The 18776-nt window shown below is 48.9% G+C and carries 12 protein-coding genes and 1 tRNA gene; 7 read left to right on the top strand and 6 right to left on the bottom strand.

Features of this window, described 5'->3' with window-relative positions:
- Positions 1–170: 170 nt before the first annotated feature.
- Positions 171–1268, top strand: a complete 1098-nt coding sequence (locus FSB84_RS20290; protein ID WP_130539708.1) for an NAD(P)H-dependent flavin oxidoreductase — start codon at positions 171–173, stop codon at positions 1266–1268.
- Here FSB84_RS20290 and FSB84_RS20285 read toward each other — a convergent pair.
- Genes FSB84_RS20285 through FSB84_RS20270 form a run of 4 tightly spaced genes read right to left on the bottom strand, consistent with a single transcriptional unit; the run spans position 1265 to position 7847 of the window.
- Complete coding sequence (locus FSB84_RS20285) at positions 1265–2416, bottom strand: DUF3322 domain-containing protein (RefSeq protein WP_130539707.1); 1152 nt, start codon at positions 2414–2416, stop codon at positions 1265–1267. The genes FSB84_RS20290 and FSB84_RS20285 overlap by 4 nt on opposite strands.
- Complete coding sequence (locus FSB84_RS20280; protein ID WP_130539706.1) at positions 2391–5804, bottom strand: ATP-binding protein; 3414 nt, start codon at positions 5802–5804, stop codon at positions 2391–2393. The genes FSB84_RS20285 and FSB84_RS20280 overlap by 26 nt, the downstream gene beginning before the upstream one ends.
- The gene (locus tag FSB84_RS20275) at positions 5776–6354 is read right to left on the bottom strand and encodes a DUF4194 domain-containing protein (RefSeq protein WP_130539705.1); all 579 of its coding nucleotides are present in this window, start codon (positions 6352–6354) and stop codon (positions 5776–5778) included. Before FSB84_RS20275 ends, FSB84_RS20280 begins: the two co-directional genes overlap by 29 nt.
- A 26-nt stretch (positions 6355–6380) precedes the next feature.
- Positions 6381–7847, bottom strand: a complete 1467-nt coding sequence (locus tag FSB84_RS20270; RefSeq protein WP_130539704.1) for a DUF3375 domain-containing protein — start codon at positions 7845–7847, stop codon at positions 6381–6383.
- An 88-nt stretch (positions 7848–7935) separates the two neighbouring features.
- Here FSB84_RS20270 and FSB84_RS20265 point away from each other — a divergent pair, with 88 nt between their 5' ends.
- From FSB84_RS20265 to FSB84_RS20245, 5 genes are all read left to right on the top strand, one after another.
- Complete coding sequence (locus FSB84_RS20265; protein WP_130539703.1) at positions 7936–8772, top strand: metallophosphoesterase family protein; 837 nt, start codon at positions 7936–7938, stop codon at positions 8770–8772.
- A gap of 115 nt (positions 8773–8887) precedes the next feature.
- Positions 8888–11419: a T9SS type A sorting domain-containing protein gene (locus tag FSB84_RS20260; RefSeq protein ID WP_130539702.1), complete on the top strand. Its 2532-nt coding sequence runs from the start codon at positions 8888–8890 to the stop codon at positions 11417–11419.
- 191 nt (positions 11420–11610) lie between these two features.
- Positions 11611–14640 carry a SusC/RagA family TonB-linked outer membrane protein gene (locus tag FSB84_RS20255; RefSeq protein WP_130539701.1) on the top strand — a complete coding sequence of 1010 codons (3030 nt, stop codon included), beginning with the start codon at positions 11611–11613 and terminating at the stop codon, positions 14638–14640.
- A 23-nt stretch (positions 14641–14663) separates the two neighbouring features.
- On the top strand, positions 14664–16160 hold the full coding sequence (locus FSB84_RS20250) for a RagB/SusD family nutrient uptake outer membrane protein (RefSeq protein ID WP_130539700.1): 1497 nt from the start codon (positions 14664–14666) through the stop codon (positions 16158–16160).
- A gap of 587 nt (positions 16161–16747) precedes the next feature.
- Positions 16748–17482: an esterase family protein gene (locus FSB84_RS20245; RefSeq protein ID WP_130539699.1), complete on the top strand. Its 735-nt coding sequence runs from the start codon at positions 16748–16750 to the stop codon at positions 17480–17482.
- Here FSB84_RS20245 and aat read toward each other — a convergent pair.
- Both aat and FSB84_RS20235 read right to left on the bottom strand, forming a co-directional pair.
- Positions 17462–18109: a leucyl/phenylalanyl-tRNA--protein transferase gene (gene aat / locus FSB84_RS20240; protein ID WP_130539698.1), complete on the bottom strand. Its 648-nt coding sequence runs from the start codon at positions 18107–18109 to the stop codon at positions 17462–17464. The genes FSB84_RS20245 and aat overlap by 21 nt on opposite strands.
- Positions 18110–18124: 15 nt before the next feature.
- Positions 18125–18424 (bottom strand): ATP-dependent Clp protease adaptor ClpS, encoded by a 300-nt coding sequence (locus FSB84_RS20235; protein WP_130539697.1) that lies wholly within the window; start codon positions 18422–18424, stop codon positions 18125–18127.
- A gap of 207 nt (positions 18425–18631) precedes the next feature.
- Here FSB84_RS20235 and FSB84_RS20230 point away from each other — a divergent pair.
- Positions 18632–18706, top strand: a tRNA-Val gene (locus FSB84_RS20230).
- The last annotated feature ends 70 nt before the right edge of the window (positions 18707–18776 follow it).

The following is an 18776-nucleotide window of genomic DNA, read 5'->3' as shown; positions in this document are numbered from 1 at the left end:
AAGCTAAACAGGATGATTCACATTGTCAATAAAAATATTTATTTGACAAATCGCAATCATTCAACTAACGAAGCGTTTTCACAATTATTGTAACGGAGTTAAAAACTATGGGTTTGTGCATTATCCAATAACTTTGCAGCCCTAACCTTTCTCCTCTAAAAATTATCTGTATGAAATGGCATAATAAGGTCACTTCATTGCTCAATATAACTTATCCGGTGGTGCAGGCTCCGATGCTGGGCATTACCACTCCTGAAATGGTTGCCGCTGTTTCTGAAGCGGGTGGACTGGGATCATTGCCTGTAGGTGGTCTTTCGGCTGACCAGACCCGGGAGTTGGTCCGCGCAGTGAAAGCACTCACCAGCAAGCCATTTGCCGTCAACCTTTTTGCGCATTCGATCCCTTCCAGTATAGATACGGCCGCTTTCACGGCTATGCAACAGTTCCTCACCACATTTGCCGCAGCCAATGATATCACGTATGTGCCACCGGTGCAGGAAATGCTCCGTTTCCATACGTATCACGATCAGATCGATATCCTGCTCAGCGAGCAGATCCCTTCAGTCAGTTTTACTTTCGGCATTCCTGAGGACGAGTATATCGCGGCACTCAAGAACCGTGGCGCACGCCTGATCGGCACAGCCACCTGCGTGGAGGAGGCCTTGTTGCTCGATAATAAATTTGTGGATGTGATCACTGCGCAGGGCGCAGAAGCCGGTGGCCACCGGGGCACTTTCATTACGGAGGGAACTCCTCCTATGATCGGCACCATGAGCCTGGTTCCTCAGATCGTGGATGCAACACGCCGTCCTGTTCTTGCTGCGGGGGGTATTGCAGATGGCAGCACCATGATGGCTGCCATGATGCTCGGCGCACAGGGCGTTCAGGTGGGCAGCGCCTTTCTCGTCAGCAATGAAAGCTCTGCACCCAATGCGCATAAGCATCGCATCCAGAATGCATCGGCCAGCGATGCAGTGCTCACAAAGAATTTCTCAGGAAGATGGGCAAGAGGGATAGAAAATAAATTGATGCGCGCCATCAGCGAATCAGGATTGACCACACTCCCCTATCCATATCAGCAAAGCCTTACTGCAAGTATCAGGAGCTTCGCACAACAGAAAGACCTGACGGATTTCACCACCATGTGGGCAGGGCAATCTGCAAGCAAGGCTGTGAGGAAACCTGCGGCTGCGATCTTCAGGACCTTGATAGATCAGGCCCAGACTTCGTTTGAGCAGATAGAGCGGCATGTGCAGGTGAAGGATTAGGAACTCAATCCTTTTTCAAACAGATATTGTTGTATAAAAGCCTGTTCCAATTGCTCCTGTTCTATTCTGCCTTTTATCTGACGCAGATAAGAATAGGCTGCGTATTCATTTTCAGTCAAACTTAATCCCATTTTCACCGGACCTGCATCAATATTTCTGACAACATGCTGATGAAACTGCAAGGTAATATCATCCATAAGTATGCTTTCCAATGAAGGATACATTTGCCTGAACTGATGCAACATTCTGAATCCTGCTTCATCCAGATCTCCCCAGTAGAGAAGCCTGGCTTTATTGAAGAAAGGAACAGCAGCCAATACATGCAGCGCATTACCCATGCTTACAATACCTACTGCATTTTCCCTTTGTTGAAGCAGGAATAAATTTGTTTCGTTTTCCACTAACCAGACTTCAGCAACTTCCGGGTTCATCATTTGGAGATCTTCTGAAGAAACTGCCAGTGTTCTGATCCCTCCGGTATATTGTGCTGCCAGGCTATGATCAAGCCAGCGAAGCGGATACAAAAGCGGTTTTGACTTTACACCAAGTGCTTTCCCGATATCATCAGTGCCGGCAGCAAATCTGTCCGGAGCAATGTGCCGGAGTAAGGAAAGCAAAACACTTTCATGCTGTTTGATAAATTTCGTATGAACCGGAACAGGGATGCTTCGCAGGTAAAAGGCTGAAAGCTCATGATTCAATACATAATCGATAACTGCCCGCAAATTTTTCCATTGCGAAGAAAGTTCGAGTGTTCTTAGAGGTTTACTTTCCAGCCAGGGTTGGATAGCAGGTTGCCAGGTCAAAATTTCCCGGACCAGCAATCTGAACCTGCTGACCTCTTCAGTTACTCCGAGAATCCAGGTAAAATCTTCTTCTGTTTCAATTGTGATGGAAGATGGCCATTGCTGCACTCCTAATTTCTTACTGCTCCAGCTTTCCCATTGGACCACCCAACCCGGAATATTTGTCTTTTTTTCAAATTCAAGAAACACCTGGATAGCATCGTGCAATTGCCTGGTATCAACCGGCTTACCAATCCCTCCCCGCAGTTTAAGGGGAATGAAATCTTCACCATTGATCACAGACCTGAGAAAAGGAACATATTTCTTTCTCAGCTGGTCAAGATATGGATTTTCCTTTTTCATTTTTAGCTGCCTTACGCTGCTTTTCTTTCAATTCCATTTTTGTCATATTGAACAAAATACTGTTCCTGCTGTTCACACGCTGAACAAGGTGTACATGTGCAATGAAATCTTCTACAATCTGAATCTTGTCGCTGGGGGTAACAACCAGTAATTGCAGATGCAGTTGTTTACAAAGTTCCATCAGGTAAGTGGCTTTTTCTTCATCCTGATTGCTGAAGCTTTCATCTACTGCAATAAAGCGAAGACTGCGCGCATTCTTACCTTCTCTCGTTATCCCGAACTGGTAGGCGATGGCCGAGCAAAGGATGGTATAAGTAAGCTGTGCTTTTTCACCACCGGATAGCTGTCCCATCTGCCGGTATGTTTTTTTCAGCTCATCCGTATTCCTGAAACGCTCGTCGGCCCAGAATTCGAACCAGTTCCTCACATCGAGTACGCGTGCGCGGTATGATTCACCTTCATCCAGCACATTGATGAGGGGTTGCACTTTATTCCTGAAATGGCCCGCTTTATCATCAAATGAACTCTGTTGCCAGTTCACTGCCTGTGGCAATGCCTCCAGCAACATATTCCTGAATTCCTTCACTGTTGAATCAGCCACAGACCGGATGCCCAGTTGAATATAGGTGTCTGGCAACCTGTTGAAATTGATCCCTGCGAGCGACTTGTTCAACACATCTACACTCTGCCTGATTGTTTGCTCCCAATTGCTGAGCTCTTCATTCAGCTCACCCATTTTATATACCATCGTATCGTGCAGGTAACGCTCAAAATCCTTTTTGTACCTGGGCAGATTATCTGTTTCCAGTTTATCGAGCCACTCAATGTATTCTCCGGCAAACTCACGTTCATTGGAAAAAGGTTGTACATCCGCTGCCCAGTCAGTGAATCTTTGCAGGATCTCCATGGGAGGGTTCCTGATCTTGTTAATGGAGCGGTCAAGATCCCTTCCTTCCTTGTTCACCAGCTCTTCGATCTTATGGGAGCGGTCCTCGATCTGTTCCTTCAAGCTGAAGAATTGTTCCTGAATATTATGAAGACTGATCTCTGCAAGTTCGGTGCTGTATTTTTGCTGGAACTGCAATAGCTTTTCCTTATCTTCTGCTGTAAGCTGGTTCAGTACTGGTTCAAGACTACCTTGTTCTTTGTCCATTTCATCGATGCGGGTTTGATCCACACTGATCTTTCCCACCAGTGTATCCCTTTCCGCTTCAAGGGCAGTTCTTTTTTTCAGCAATTCATCCACCTGTTTTGTAAGTACCTTCAGTTGATCACTGGACTCTTTCAGGGAACCTATCTGGTCCTGTGTTTTTTTGATGGTCCTTTGAATGGCCGACACATTCAACAGTTCGAACCTGCTTTGCTCTGTGATCTGCCCGGCAGCACTTACCTGTCTTTGCAGTTTTTTATTTTTTGCTTCAGCGCGCTGTTCGGATTCACCTGCTTTTTCGATCTCGCTGAGCAACTGCAGTCTCCGGTTTTGCAGTGCTTCCCGTTTGCGCTCATTGTTCCATCCCATCACATAGTTGCTGGCGTCGTTTTTTTGAGGCCGGTCGTCCTTTTCGTGCCTGGAGCGGTTCTTGATGAGCCCATATACAGTGATGGCTTTATCATACCGCTCCAATTCCTTTTCGTTATTGGCACAGTAATAATCCATATGTACAATGATATGCTGCGCCACCCAATTGCTGAGCGGATGATCAGGATGGAATTCAAGAAGGTGAAAGATGGCGCCTTCTTCGGGATGTTTAGGCACTGCCACATCCTGAACATGTTCGTAGATCAGTTTTGCACGAAGATTGGTCTGATTCACATATTTACTCACTTTCCTGTAGTGCTTGTGAGGCACCAGCATTCTGGTGGCAAGACCGCGAAGCAACTTTTCGAGGGCAGGCTGCCACTCCAGATCTTCCGATCTCACTTGCATCAGTTCTCCGGCAAAAGGAAGCTCGGCGGTATCCAGTTTAAGCGCTGAGCAAAGGTCTTTTCTTAAAGTAACCAGGTAACCTGGAATATTGTGTTTGCTTTGCTGGAGCATGTTGAATTCTTCCTGGATGCGGTTCTTTTCCTGTTCTGCACGCTTCAGCCTGTCTTTCGCATCCCACCTGTCCTCATCATTGTTCCTGATCTCTGTCTGAAGCTTCTTACTGATGCGCTCGGCCTCCTTCACGATCCGTTGAAAGGCAGCTTCATCAACGGGAGTTTCATCGACCCCCAACTCCTTGCTGAAATCATTGAATTTTTCAAGCATGAGTTCAGTTTGCCTGAGTTGGTTCTCCTGCGTTTCCAGGTCTTTTTCAAGCTGCAGGAGCCGTTGCCCGGCTTTATTACTATCCAGCTGGTTCTGCAACTGTCTTTCTTCCTCCAGCATATCGCTGATGCTTTTCCTGGCTTCTGTCAGTTTTTCCTGCAGCATCCTGATCTCTTTTTTCCCGAGCGCGATGCCAGTATCCAGCAGGTTATATTTCGTGTATATATTCCATAACCTGGCAATATCAATCTCTTCCTTTGCCCTTACCAGTTCATCTGCCTGGTCCTTGTACACCTGGAAACTTTTCTGTAAAGGCTTCAGCAGTCTGATCTGCTCCTCTACTTTTTCAATATTGCGTTGCGCATCCAGCAGGGTGCCGAGATGTTTCTTCAGTTCCTGGAACTGTTCTTCCATATTGCGTGGTTCCAGCATATGCGTGCGGATGAAGCCATTGAGTTCACCCAGCACTTTGATACCAACGGTCTGGTTGAAGAGCCCGAGCGCCTGGATGCTCTGCATGCCCAGTACATCCACCATTCGATGTGCATAGCGGCTGGCGCTGTCGAACCATTCCACCATTTTACGGCTTCCCTTGTTATGTTGTGTATCGATACGCTTTCGCCAGTTGCCATTGAAGTCGAAGGGCTTGAAATCATCTTCGATATGTAATGGTTTATGAGCGATAGCGAACACGCGTTTCATTTCATTGCCACTGAAATAACGCACCTGGAAAAGTGTAACATATTGTTCGGCTTCATTGGCAAAATGCGCCAGGAGCACGCTGTAGGCAGTTTCACGGGACTCGCGCAGGTACAGGGTTTTGGTGCCCTGTCCATTTTCAGTAGCCACGGTGCCATAGCCACCCATGATATAGGTCTCTTCCGTACGGTCTCCTTTCTTTTCAGAACCCGAACTCTGGTTATAGAAGCGATATTTTTTTTCGGGAACGATGAGCGTCAGCAGCGCATCCACGAAAGTGGTCTTGCCACTGCCATTGGCGCCGGTGAGCAGAGAGGTTTCCCCACCCGGGTTGATCTTCCACACATGCTCGTCGAAAGTACCCCAGTTGAAGATCTCCATGTATTGCAATCTAAATCCACTCTTGCGATCATCCGTGCTGAATACCGTTAGCTGCATGTGCCTGTAATTGTTGTTTAAAGTTTTCCAAAACCTCGTTATCTACTTTTGCCTTGATGATCTTACGGATCCTGAATTTCTGTTCATCGGGGATCTCATGGTCTTCGATGCGATGAAGGAATCCAAGCTCTTCTGCACGATCAATGAGCTTGTCGAGCTCTTTGATGAACTTGACACGACTTGCATTCTCGCGGAAGAAGAGTTCTGCATATTCCTTGATCTCGCGGCGTTTTCGGATGAGCTCACGACTGGTGACCTCACCTACTTCAAACTCCGCCATCATATCGCGGAGTAATACCAACAGCACACTTTCTTCGTAGTTGATACTGGTCCTTCTCACCCATCCTGCTGTGCTTTCTTCTTCATCCAGTTTCATTTGTTCCAGGTAGGCATAACCATCTTCCTTATCGAGCACGAGGATCAGTCCCAGCTGTTGCAGGAAAGTTGTGAGCTCTCCCTGATAATTCAGCAACTGTTCCCAGGCTCCTTTTTCAAAGTACTCCACGGGCCCTTTCAGGAGTTTAATAAATAATCCGGTGTATGGAAGCATTACAATTTGTTTAATGATTGAGTGAATTACCGGCTGAACAACAGATACGGTACTTCGATGAAATGTGTCTGCGCCTTGTCCAGCGGGATCAGTTCTTTCATATCCGGCAGGGCCTGCACGCGACTGCTCTTTTCTTTGAGGAAACTGAAATAGCTGACCACTTCTCCCACTCCATGTTCCAGTCCAACGGTATCGATGATCTCACGGAGAGTGGCCGTTTGATGTTTTTCCAGCACTTCTTCCACCTGGCTCCATAGTTTCTTTTTATCAATGAAAGCTGTGTTGAGCATCCGGTTGAAACGTTCCAGATCCTCCACTTTTTCAGCTGCGTTGGCAGGCTGCTTCACAGCCGGCGGCGCCTGTTTGGGCATCAGATTGAGCTTTCGCTCCATACTCATTCTTATCTCGGCTGATCCGCTGGTGGTGAGGCCTGCGTCTACTTTGGGTTCGTCCATCAACTGAAATACCAGGTCCTTGATGGAGCTGATCTGCTGACGCAATCGCCTGTGGCGCGCGATCTCTTTCTCCGTGATGATGCGGCTGAGTTTCTCGGCCATCTTATCATTGGCGTCATACACACTGCGTCCCTGCTGCAGGAGCAGGCTTTTGACATTGCGGATATAATTATCGTTGGCGTCGATCTCGCGTTCCTGTAGTAATGCCAGCAGGCTGTCTGTCATCTGTTTCCATTCTTCCTGACCGCTGCGGCTGATGAGGAAGTCCCAGAATGCATAGAAGCTTTTGCCCTGATCACTTTTGCGGAGCTCGTCGTATGCACCGAAGGCGAAGCCGACGATGGCGCCCTTGCTGGCCTCTGCTTTCGTGTGTTGCTCAACGATAGCACGGTGGATGCCTTTGAAATTATCTTCCACCTCCCTGAAATCGCTGAGTAGCTCATAGCTGAGGCGGATGAACCAGTCGAGCCGCTCTTTCACCTGCGCATTGCTGAACACTTCGGGCTGATAGCCCATTTCCAGCTTCTTGATCTCTTTATCTATTTCAGCCCTTTTGTTTTTCAGGTCTTCCAGTCGCGCAGCGCTATTATCTTCCGTGTATTCCACCATTTCTTTCAGTGTCTGGAAGAGAAAACGGAAACGGCTTTCCGTTCCCACGAACTGCCGTTTTTCCAGGCTTTGCAGCCACTGGAAAACTTTTTCTGTATGGGAGCTGAGCTGGTACTGCGTTACGGCGTCTGCGTCAGGAAAATCCTGGAGCAGTCGTTTTTGTACCCAGTTGAGCAGGTATTTGCGGGCCCGGCTTTCTTCGTCCTCCCCAAATTCGATCCTCGCCTCTTCCAGGTCCTCTGTTCCTTCCGCATGGGTACGCAGTTCTTCTGCCAGTACTGAGGTCAGTACCGGTTCCGGGATACTCAGTTTGTTCTCGGATTTGAAGGTCTGGTACAGGAATGGCAATACCCAGTGGGCATTACGCATACGGATCATTTGTACAGCGGGGGAAGTGGTCAACAGTTCAGAAATATCGGATTGCTGCATGCTTTCATCACGGGATTAGGCGCCCAATTTATTAATAATACCCAAATAGTTAAAAAAACTATCTTCACATCCTCTAAAACCTTCTATAATGTCCACCCGCAGGCGTTTTATCGGCCAGACCATCCGTGCCGCCATGGTGCTCAGCGCCGGAAATATCCTCCAGTCATTCGCCCCCGGCTCCTTTGAACTGCCTGATCCGGATGAGGTGCTGCTTCGCTTCGCCCTTGCCTCCGATGGCCATTACGGACAACCAAAAACCGAATTTGAAGCCACCCACAGAACGATGATCGCCTGGCTGAACAAGGAAAAAGAAAACCGCGGGCTGGACTTCACCGTTGTGAACGGCGATCTCTTCCACGATAATCCGGAATTTTTTCCACAGGTAAAGAAAGTCTGGGATACATTGAATATGCCCTGGTATGCCACGCATGGCAACCACGACAAAGTAACGGAAGAAGTATGGAGGGAATCACTCAATTATGGCTGGCACCATTCTTTCGAATTGAAAGACTGTGGATTTGTTTTTCTCAACACAGCAGATGAGACCGGAAAATACATTTGCCCGAATCTCGATTTCACTTCCTGGGAACTGCGGAAATACGTTTTTAAGAAACATACATTCGTGTTCATGCATATCACGCCCTTCAAGTGGACCGATAACGGTATCGACTGTCCGGAGCTGATCCCTGAGCTTGATGTACAAATGAATCTAAGGGGCATCTTTCACGGGCATGACCACGACCAGGATGGTGTGAAAGAAAATAATGGAAAACATTATTTCTTTGATGGTCATGTTGGTGGCAGCTGGGGAAAACCATACTATGGTTATCGCATCGTAGAAGTATTGAAGAATGGCGATATACTCACTTACCAGATGAATGGCGTTGCAGGCAAACAGGAAAACAATAACACCATCAAAGCATAGCCTTTCATTTCATTGCAGGATATTGCTGCTCCGGAATTCAATTGAGGCAGCTTGTAAGATCCACTCAACGGATGGGCAGGAATGGTTGTCAACTTAGTGACTAAATCCAACAACCATGCACTTCCGGAATTCCCTTTTATTATTGTGCTGCCTGACCGGTTTTCAATGCTTGCAGGCCCAGTCATTCCAGAAGATCCTGCGCAAATCCGACAACTCCTCCCATTATTGCAGGAAGCTCTTGCGACTAAGTGATACGGAATACGCTTTTCTCACCAGTACCGAATTATATCGAATCGATCAACAGGGCGCCATACTCAAACAGGTAAACATCGGACATAACGGTTACGACCTGCAGGATCTCGGGCAACTCACAAATGGGCTAACAGTGATCGCAGGCGGACTGTATACAGGCACGCAGCCGGCCATCAAACTGACCAGGCTGGATGCGAACGGCCAGGTGCTCCGTGAACTGGCTTTCGATATCAGCAGCAGCTTTGATAACCTGCGCCTGGTGCCTTCCACCAACAATCGTTTCTTCCTGGTATTTGTACAAGTAGAACAACAACGCAGGCATCCTGCTGTGATGTACTTCGACCAGGATTTCAATATCCTGTGGGAAAGACATCTGGGCTTTGATGTGTACAATGAAATGAATGCAATTGCCGGCAACAATGGCGGTGTGGAATTCCTGCATATGAGCCCCGGTGATATGGCGCTTCATCATTTCAAATGCGATACAGATGGCAATATCACCGAACAACCTGTAGCATTCACCGGACCACAGGAGGCACTTACCATCATCAGGCGTGTGATCAAAACTCCCAATGGCGGCTATCTCTACTCCGGGGTACAACTCACCGGTGTCAAAAATGATGATATCCTCCTGCTTAAAACAGATGATAAAGGAAATACCGAGTGGGTAAAAAAACATGATTTCTATCTCGGCGACATCGATGATGGTATTACGGTTACTGGTGATGGTTACATGATCCTGGCGCGCGTGGGATATACTTCCGGCGACCTGAACCAGAACAACACAGACATGGCCCTGGTAAAACTGGACGCCGCCGGTGAAACAGTCTGGATAAAATCATATGGTTCACCGGCGATGGATTACAGCCGCAGCCTGCTGATTGATAAAGATGGCAACATCTTCATTGGCGGACAATCCACCACTTACTACACGATACTCACCGAACCCGTATTACTCAAAACAAATGTTGATGGAATTTTCCCTGAATATACTTTTCCGCATCCCCTGCTCAATCCTTCAGGGATCGTAAGCACCAATACAGATCCGCACAGCCCCATTCAGCGCCTGACCAACGGAGCCCTTCTGCCAGATGGCGGCATGGTGATGGCTGCATCCCTGCTCCACCCGGGCACCGACGAAATGCGCCCATACATCACCCGCGCCGATGCGAAGGGCAATGTGATCTGGCACCAGGAAGCTCCTGGTAACGGTGTTCAGAGCGTAATGATGAAACCCATGAAAGACGGCAGCTTCCTCTCCATAACAGAAGTCAGGAACCCGCTTTTCGTCAATGACTACTTCGTTTCAAAATTAGATGCTGATGGCAGGATCAGCTGGACTAAGAAAGTATACGCCAACTACATCAAAGATGCCGTGATGGCGCCGGACGGTGGCTACCTGCTCTGCGGCATGGAACATGAAGGCACCGGCAGCACAGTGAGGATGCTCTGCGTGATCAAACTGAACCAACAGGGAGATGAGCAGTGGAAATACAAACACCGGCTCAACAGCAAATGGATCTATGGAAGAAGCATCCAGATAACTCCCGATAATCAAATACTGGTAACCGGCTTCATGCAGGAGATGCAGGACCCTGCCTGTGCCACCTATCTCAGTAAACTGGACCTCCAGGGAACGCTTCAGTGGTACAAAACCTTTCCACGTGGCAACAATATGGCTGTGGGCAATAAAGTGATCGTTACTTCAACCAATGATTACCTGGTCACAGGCTATGTACGATATCCGGGAGAACCGGGCAAACAAGACCTGCTTTTATTGAAGACAGACGCAACCGGCAGGTTACTATGGGAGAAAGAATACCATATCGATAAGATGGATGCCGGAATAAGTGTAATCGAATACGGAGGACAATACTATATTGCCGGTACTACTGGCCAGCCTGAGTTTGGAGCAAAGGAAAGCTTTGGAGTTCTGTTCCGTACAGACGTCAACGGCATGCAGAAAGGGTTCACCGCATTTGGCAACAAAGGCAATACGCTCACCTGCACAGATCTTTATTCGGATACGCAGAAGAAATTTCATTTCATGGGCACAGTTCAGCAACCCTTCGGCACAGAGCGCCCCTTCCAGGCAGTACTGGAGCCAGATGTTGTGCTGAGCATAACTGACCCCACCAATGACCGGTCTGTGCAGCTTTATCCGATGCCAGCCACCAATACCGCTTTTGCGTTGATAGATCACAGTTATACCGGCCCTGTTCAGGTATCCATCACCGGTATCTCAGGCGTACAATTTTACAACCATACATTTCGGAAAACGCAGCAACAATTCAGGATCCCTCTACCCGTTGCCGGATATGTAAATGGGGTTTATCTGGTGGAATTAAGAATGGGCCATTTCAGGATCACCAAAAAACTGGTGATTGGAAAATAACAGCGGGGAGCAGTTGCTCCCTGCCATCTTATCCTGCCTGCAATCCCCTCCCCACGGGCATTACAGCCTGCCGCTTTAACATTCCCATTTGGATCCGAAGCGAAAACGATTCCGTAAGTTTTCAGCTACAAGCTGGAAATTCTTCGTAGTATAACATTGGAATATTGCTACAATAATTCAAAATGATTGCTATGCGATTAATACCATTACCGGTAATAATGGTTCTTTTGTTGACTGCACTCTCCACTTATGCACAAAACAAACGGCTAACCGGAAAAGTAACCTCCACAGACAAACAACCACTTGCAGGTGTTTCCATTCAACTTAAAGGAAGTAGCGTAGTTACTACTTCAGCAGACAATGGCAGTTTTTCCCTTAGCGTTCCTGCCACCGGCAGCACCGTGCTGGTATTCTCTTCAGTTGGCTATGAAACGAAGGAAGTGACTACCGCGGGCGATGGCCCCATCGAAGTACAACTGAAAGGCGATGCCAAAAGCCTGACGGATGTTGTAGTGGTGGGATATGGCACCCAACGAAAGTCCGATCTTACAGGATCCGTCAGTTCACTTCGTGGTGATAAGCTCCGCGAAATGCCCGTGGTATCTGTAGAACAGGCCATGAGCGGCCGCATGCCCGGCGTTCAGGTGCAGCAAACATCCGGACAACCCGGCGCAGGGATCAGCATCCGCATCCGTGGCGTCAGTTCCATAGCAGGCGGCAACGAACCGCTATATGTGATCGACGGTTTACCACAGTTCAACGATGATGTGCGCGGCGTCAATGGCCTGGCCACTATCAACCCTTCGGATATAGAATCAATTGAAGTGCTCAAAGATGCCGCCGCCACCGCTATCTACGGCTCCCGCGGCGCCAATGGCGTAGTGATGGTTACCACACGATCAGGAAAAGCAGGCGTTCCCCGCGTGGTATTCGATCATTCGGTGGGCATTCAGAAACTGCGAAAGAAACTTGATATGATGAATAGTGAAGAATGGTACAACTACACGAAAGCTTATTATACCAATTCAGGACTGGCGCTGCCGGGCGACTTCCCTGCTACAGTTCCCGCAGCGAATACAGACTGGCAGGATGAAACCTTCCGCACCGCTTTGCTGCTCAACAATTCCATCAGCGTTTCCGGTGGTAATGAAAAGAGCCGCTACTATGTTTCCGGCGGTTATTTCGATCAGCAGGGCATCGTACGCAACAGCGGATACAAACGTGGCTCGCTCCGCGTGAACCTCGATAACAGGCTCAGCGATTATTTCAGTCTTGCTACCCGCCTCACAGTTTCAAGAGGCGTGCAGGACGGCTTCTCTCCTTCGCAGGGCGACAATACCCGCAACTTCGGAAAGTCCGGTATGGGCTCTGTGCTGCGCGCATTGCCTGTAGTGCCTGTAAGGAATCCCGACGGTACTTATGCTGATGTTACACCCTATGGCTTCAATGGTATCGACGCCGAAAACCCGGTGGCGCTCGCAGAAGAAACACTGGACCGCAATACCACAACACGTATCCAGGGTGGCATCGATCTCAAAGCCACCATCGCCAAAGGCCTGACCAATACTACTCGTGTATCGGGCGACTACTACCAGATCCGCCGCGATCTCTATTTCCCGCGCATCCTGCCTCGTCTCGGACAGGCTGCAGGTGTGGCAGAGCTCGGCAACTACGACAAAACATCCGTATTGCTGGAAGACTTCCTCGAATACAAAAAGGACCTTACACAGGACATCGCCCTCGAAGCCATCGCCGGTATGAGCTATCAGCATGAAAGACTCAACACAACCGATCTCCTTGCTTCCGGCTTTGTAAATGATGATCTCAAAAACTATAGTTTCAGTTCAGCAACCACTGTGAGCAAACCGGTGACTACGCTGATCGAGAATACTATCATTTCCGCATTCGGTCGTGTGCGCTTCAACGTGAGAGACCGTTACCTGGTCTCCGCCAGCATCCGCCGCGACGGCGCTTCTGTATTTGCAGAGAACAACAAGTACGGCGTGTTCCCCTCCGTATCGGCAGCCTGGCGCATTTCCGAAGAGAACTTTATGCAGCAGTTCCACTGGATCAGCAACCTCAAGATCCGTGGTAGCTGGGGCGAATCAGGAAACCCCGCCATCAGACCTTATCAAAGCCTGCTGCTCGGTCGCGCAGTGAATACCAGTCAGGGTGCCGGAACCGGTATCGTGGTTGGTCTCGCACCCACTTTCCCCAACCCCAATCTCAAATGGGAAACCACTGCACAGACCAATGTTGGCCTGGATCTTGGATTGCTCAATGAACGCATCCGCTTCTCATTCGATTACTATGTGAAAAAGACCAAGGACCTGCTCGCTCTTGTACAACTGCCTCCATCCGGTGGCGTGGGAGCCGGTGTGGGAACAGGCGCCAGCCAGATCATCGATAACGTTGGTGAAGTGGAAAATAAAGGATGGGAGATCGGTGCAGGCGCTACCATATTGAATAACGAAGACTGGACCGTTTCCATCGATCTCAATTTCTCCGGCAACAAGAACAAGGTGCTCAAAACACTCGATAACAAAGATGTTCCCACACAAACCGGCGGCGACGATGCTTCCGGCGCAGTGAGCATCATCCGCCCGGGTTACCCTCTTTCGGTTTTCTATGCACCGAAATTCACAGGCCTCGACAAAGACGGTGTTCCCACTTATCAAAACCTGAACGGCGACAGTTCCAATGGCCGCCCCGTGATCAATGGCTCTGACAACCAGATCATCGGTAGTCCCTACCCTGATCTCACTTACGGCTTCACACCAACGATCAGGTATAAGCGCTTTACGCTCTCATCCGTTTGGGCAGGCGTGAGCGGTGGTGTGATCAACAACAGGAACCTGGTTGAACTAACCAATCCCAGTCCGGTCAACCAGTTCAATAAACTGCGCGCAGCGCTGGACTATTATCCCAGGCCCAGTCAGACAGCAGCCAATGAACACCGCACCTCCGACCGTTACCTGGAAGATGGTTCTTTCTTCCGGTTACGCAATATCAGGCTCGACTACCAGGTGCCACTCAATTCGAAGGCCATCAAGAACCTGAATGTATATGTGAGCGCACAGAACCTGCTCACCTGGACCAACTATTCCGGCTTTGATCCCGAAGTGAACTCCTTCAACGGGAACGACAGAAGACAGGGTGTGGACCTCGCGGCCTATCCATCTTCCAAAACCTTCAACCTCGGATTCAGCCTTACATTCTGATCACCACCAGTAAAAAAAAGCATATGAAACGATATAGCATATTCCTCACCGTTATACTCCTGCTGCTGACCGCAGTACTGGAAACAGGATGCGATAAACTGCTGGAAGAGAAACCAAAATCCACCATCAGTCTTGGTAACCTCGATCCCGCACTGCTGGAACAGACAGTAATTGGGGTGTACGAACCGCTCACCCGTAGCCGTGGCCGGCTCTGGGAATCCACTATCGGTCTGGGTTTTGAGCTGATGGCCGAGTACGCCGATGCCGGCGGCAGCAGCCAGATCAACTGGAGCAATTACAATAACCTCAACACCAGCAATACCGCGCTCAACCAGCCCTGGACCACTTTGTACGAAGCGATCGGTCGCGCCAACTCGCTGATCGTAACGCTGGACAATAGTCCGAACCTCTCCGACGACATCAGGAAAGTAGCCTACGGCGAAGCATATTTCGTTCGCGCCATCTGTTTCTATTTTGCAGTCCGCACATTCGGTAAATTCCCGATGCGCCTCAAGCCCATCCTGAATTCAAAAGATGTGCTGCTGGCCTCTTCCGATATTCCCTTGATCTACGATCAGATCATCAAAGACCTCCAGGAAGCAGAGAAGGTGTTACCGCCAACAGTGGCGTCCTCCAAAGCTGGTCGTGCTACTGCCGGCGCCGCCAGGACGGCTCTCGCCGATGTATACCTCACACGCGGCGACTATCCGAATGCCAAACTCAAAGCCAAAGAAGTGATCGACAACAAAGCCACTTACGGCTATGACCTCGAAACTTCCCTCGCAACAATTTACTCACCTACCCTGCCCACCAACAAGGAAGATATCTTCTCGCTTAAATTCTCACAGGTGATCAACCAGGGTTCGTTCATGGCCAGCTACTGGGCCGATGCCAATGCCAGGGCAGCCGGCTTTTCCATCAGCGGTAACAAATTCGGCGGCATCACCAGCAACGCGCCACTAATTAAGAATTGGGACGATAATGATCTCCGTAAGAAATTCAGTCTCTATAACAGTTATATCATCAATGGCGCTGTAACACCCGCCAGTCTTGATGCCGATTATGATTTCCGCATGGGCAAATACAAAGATCCGAATGCGCCCATCGATACCGGCAATGGCAATGATCTCTACTTCTGGCGTTACGCCGATGTACTGCTCATCTTTGCAGAAGCCGATAACAAGATCAATCATGGCCCTACCACTGATGCCTACGAATACATCAACCAGGTAAGACGCAGAGCTTATGGACTTCCCATCAATACACCCAGCAATGTGTCCGATCTGCCTGCAGGCCTGAATGAAGAAGCCTTCGATGATCTCGTCTTCCGCGAGAGAGGCTATGAGTTCATCGGTGAATTCAAACGCTGGTTCGATCTGGTGCGCACCAACCGTGTTGCGAAAATGATCAACGAAGTCCGCGCAAACATCCCAAGGCCCAACCGCAAGCCTGTGCCTTCGCGCTTCACATTTGCCATTCCGGAAGTGGAGTTGTCCAACAATCCGCTGGCAGGAAATTAAATCGCCGGCTTGGGTTATGAAAAGTACGGCTGGGGATTATACCGGCGCGGGAGAATATAATTGAACTTTTGTTTGGAAAGATGGGGCTTTGGGAACTATTCCCGGCCCCATCGCTTATATTCCCAAGGCCGTATTTTCATAATCCCGCGCCGGCATGGGCACTCAGCAGGTGCAGCCATTCAGTTTGCATCATTTGAATGAAAAAATGGAATTGCGGAACGAGAAAGTTTTGTGGAATTCGGAGCAGACAGGCTTGTTTACTTTTATCAGTATTCCTTTTTTGCTGCTGTTATTAGTACCAAATGCCGTAAAATTCCCGCCTCAAAACTGCAGCACTATTATCGTGCTGCGTAAACGGGATATGTCTTAAGCGGCCTTGTGAAATGTAAGCGAAGAAGACGATATATATTCTACCGTCCCATCACTCCTATTCACAGCCCCATTAATATTCTCCCGCGCCGGTTCATTTCCCAGCCGCGTTGACATATCCCTTTACGCTATCAGCCGCAGAATTTGTTACGGCTAGCCGCAATAATGCGTCGTTCCTGTTTTTTCGTTACATTCAGTGAAGCAATCTGAATCAGCCTATGGAGCGCAAACTCACCGCCTGGCACAGCCCGGCCCTCAACAAGAATATGCCCGTAGCCGTTTATGGCTTCTATGGTTTCGCTTTATTGCTGATCCCTACAGCAGCAGCCGATTACCTGGAGTATGAGAGATTCCAGCTGATCGATTCGCTTCGGCCGCAGATCGATGCAGGGGTTGTGAAGGTTTTCTCCATCGACAGTATCAATAATGAAAGCTGGATGAACCAGGCTGTTGAACCGCGGCAAAAAGCCATCCGTCATCAACAGTGGAACCAGTATGTTTTTGAGGAAGTGATCCCCTTCATCAGAAAGGAAACAAGTGAGGACACGCCGATACTTACCTGTGGCGCCAGTTTCGGGGCATTACATAGCGCTAATCTTTTTTTTAAACGGCCCGATCTGATCAATGGCTGCATCGCCATGAGCGGCGTGTATGCATTGACGGAATATACGCGAGGGTATTTTGATGATGATGTATATTTCAACAGCCCCGTTCATTATCTTCCTAACCTCAACGATCATTCGCTATTGGAGCAGATCCGTAAAAGCAATCATATCCATATACTTTCCGGGAGTGGAGCATATGAGGATCCGCAGGCTGCGAGACAACTGGCAGGCATTCTTCATGCGAAGTCGATCCGTTACGATCTGAATATCTGGGGACCGGAATGGACGCACGACTGGCCTACCTGGCGGGCCATGCTGCCGAATGACTTACACTCCGTTCGCCTTTAGCAGTCCAATGAATTGAGTGCGCGGGATCATACGCGCGCCAAGGCTTTCGAGATGGGATGTGTATACCTGGCAATCGATCAGCTTTACACCTTCGCGGATCAATTGTTGCGCGTATTTGATGAATGCAAACTTGCTGGCATTACTGACCTTACTGAACATGCTTTCTCCGAAAAAAACATTTCCTATCCTTACTCCATAACAGCCTCCTACCAGTTCACCATCCAGCCATGCTTCCGCGCTGTGTGCAAAGCCTGCCTGATGAAAAGCGGAATAGGCGTCCAGCACATCAGTGGTGATCCAGGTTCCATCCTGTCCTTCCCTGTTGATCTGCTGACAATTGCTGATCACTTCTCGAAATGCCTTATTGATGGTGAACTTGAAAGCTCCTTTTTTGAAAAGCTGCTGCATGCTTTTACTGATGCGGAGCTCTTCGGGAAAGATAACGAAACGGGGATCCGGGCACCACCAGAGAATGTATTCCCCCTCGTACCAGGGAAAGATACCATTGCGATAGGCCAGCTCCAGCCTGGGAAGAGTGAGATCGCCACCAACAGCAAGCAGCCCGTCCGGTTCCGCCATATGGACCGGAGGAAAATGAAGTGTATTGTCCAGTGCAAATAATGGCATGGCCTGAGTGGAGAATTATGCAGCCACTACCTCGATGGTAGCGCCGATGCCTCTGTCTGTAATGGCATCGCATTGCGGTTTGAGCTCGTCGAAGGTTCCGTTCTTCACAGCATACTTTCCCTGAAAGTGGATGATGTAGGCGCACTGCTCAGCCTGCTCCGCGGAATGTCCGCAAACAGCCATCAGTGTTTCGATCACCCATTCGAAGGTATTCACCTCATCATTCCACACAATCAGGCTACAGGGTTCCTCAACGCTGGTGAGCACATCTGTATCGTCTTCCTGATAAGGCCGTGTAGGTCCGTCAAATGCCATAAGTACGATTTAATAATAGGGCAAAGTTATATAAATATGGCAAGGGTGCAAGAGCGGAAGCTGAGGCATTGGGAGGAGGTGATGCTCGTGATGCATTCAGTATGATGGTGTTGGAGAAAAAAACTTCCGTTTTTTTTGATAAAAATTTGGTGAGAATATTCCAATCCCTATCTTTGCACTCCCAAACGAACAAAGGGATACCAAAAAGGGAGTTTAGCTCAGCTGGTTCAGAGCATCTGCCTTACAAGCAGAGGGTCGGCGGTTCGAACCCGTCAACTCCCACAGAAAAGCCTCGCAATTTGCGGGGCTTTTGTTTTTACCTATTGCAGAGCAGTTATACTTCCATGTAGAT

It is taken from the genome of Pseudobacter ginsenosidimutans (genome assembly GCF_007970185.1).
Classification (GTDB): domain Bacteria; phylum Bacteroidota; class Bacteroidia; order Chitinophagales; family Chitinophagaceae; genus Pseudobacter; species Pseudobacter ginsenosidimutans.
Note: the sequence above shows the minus strand (reverse complement) of the source record. Positions and strands in the feature narration are given on the sequence as shown.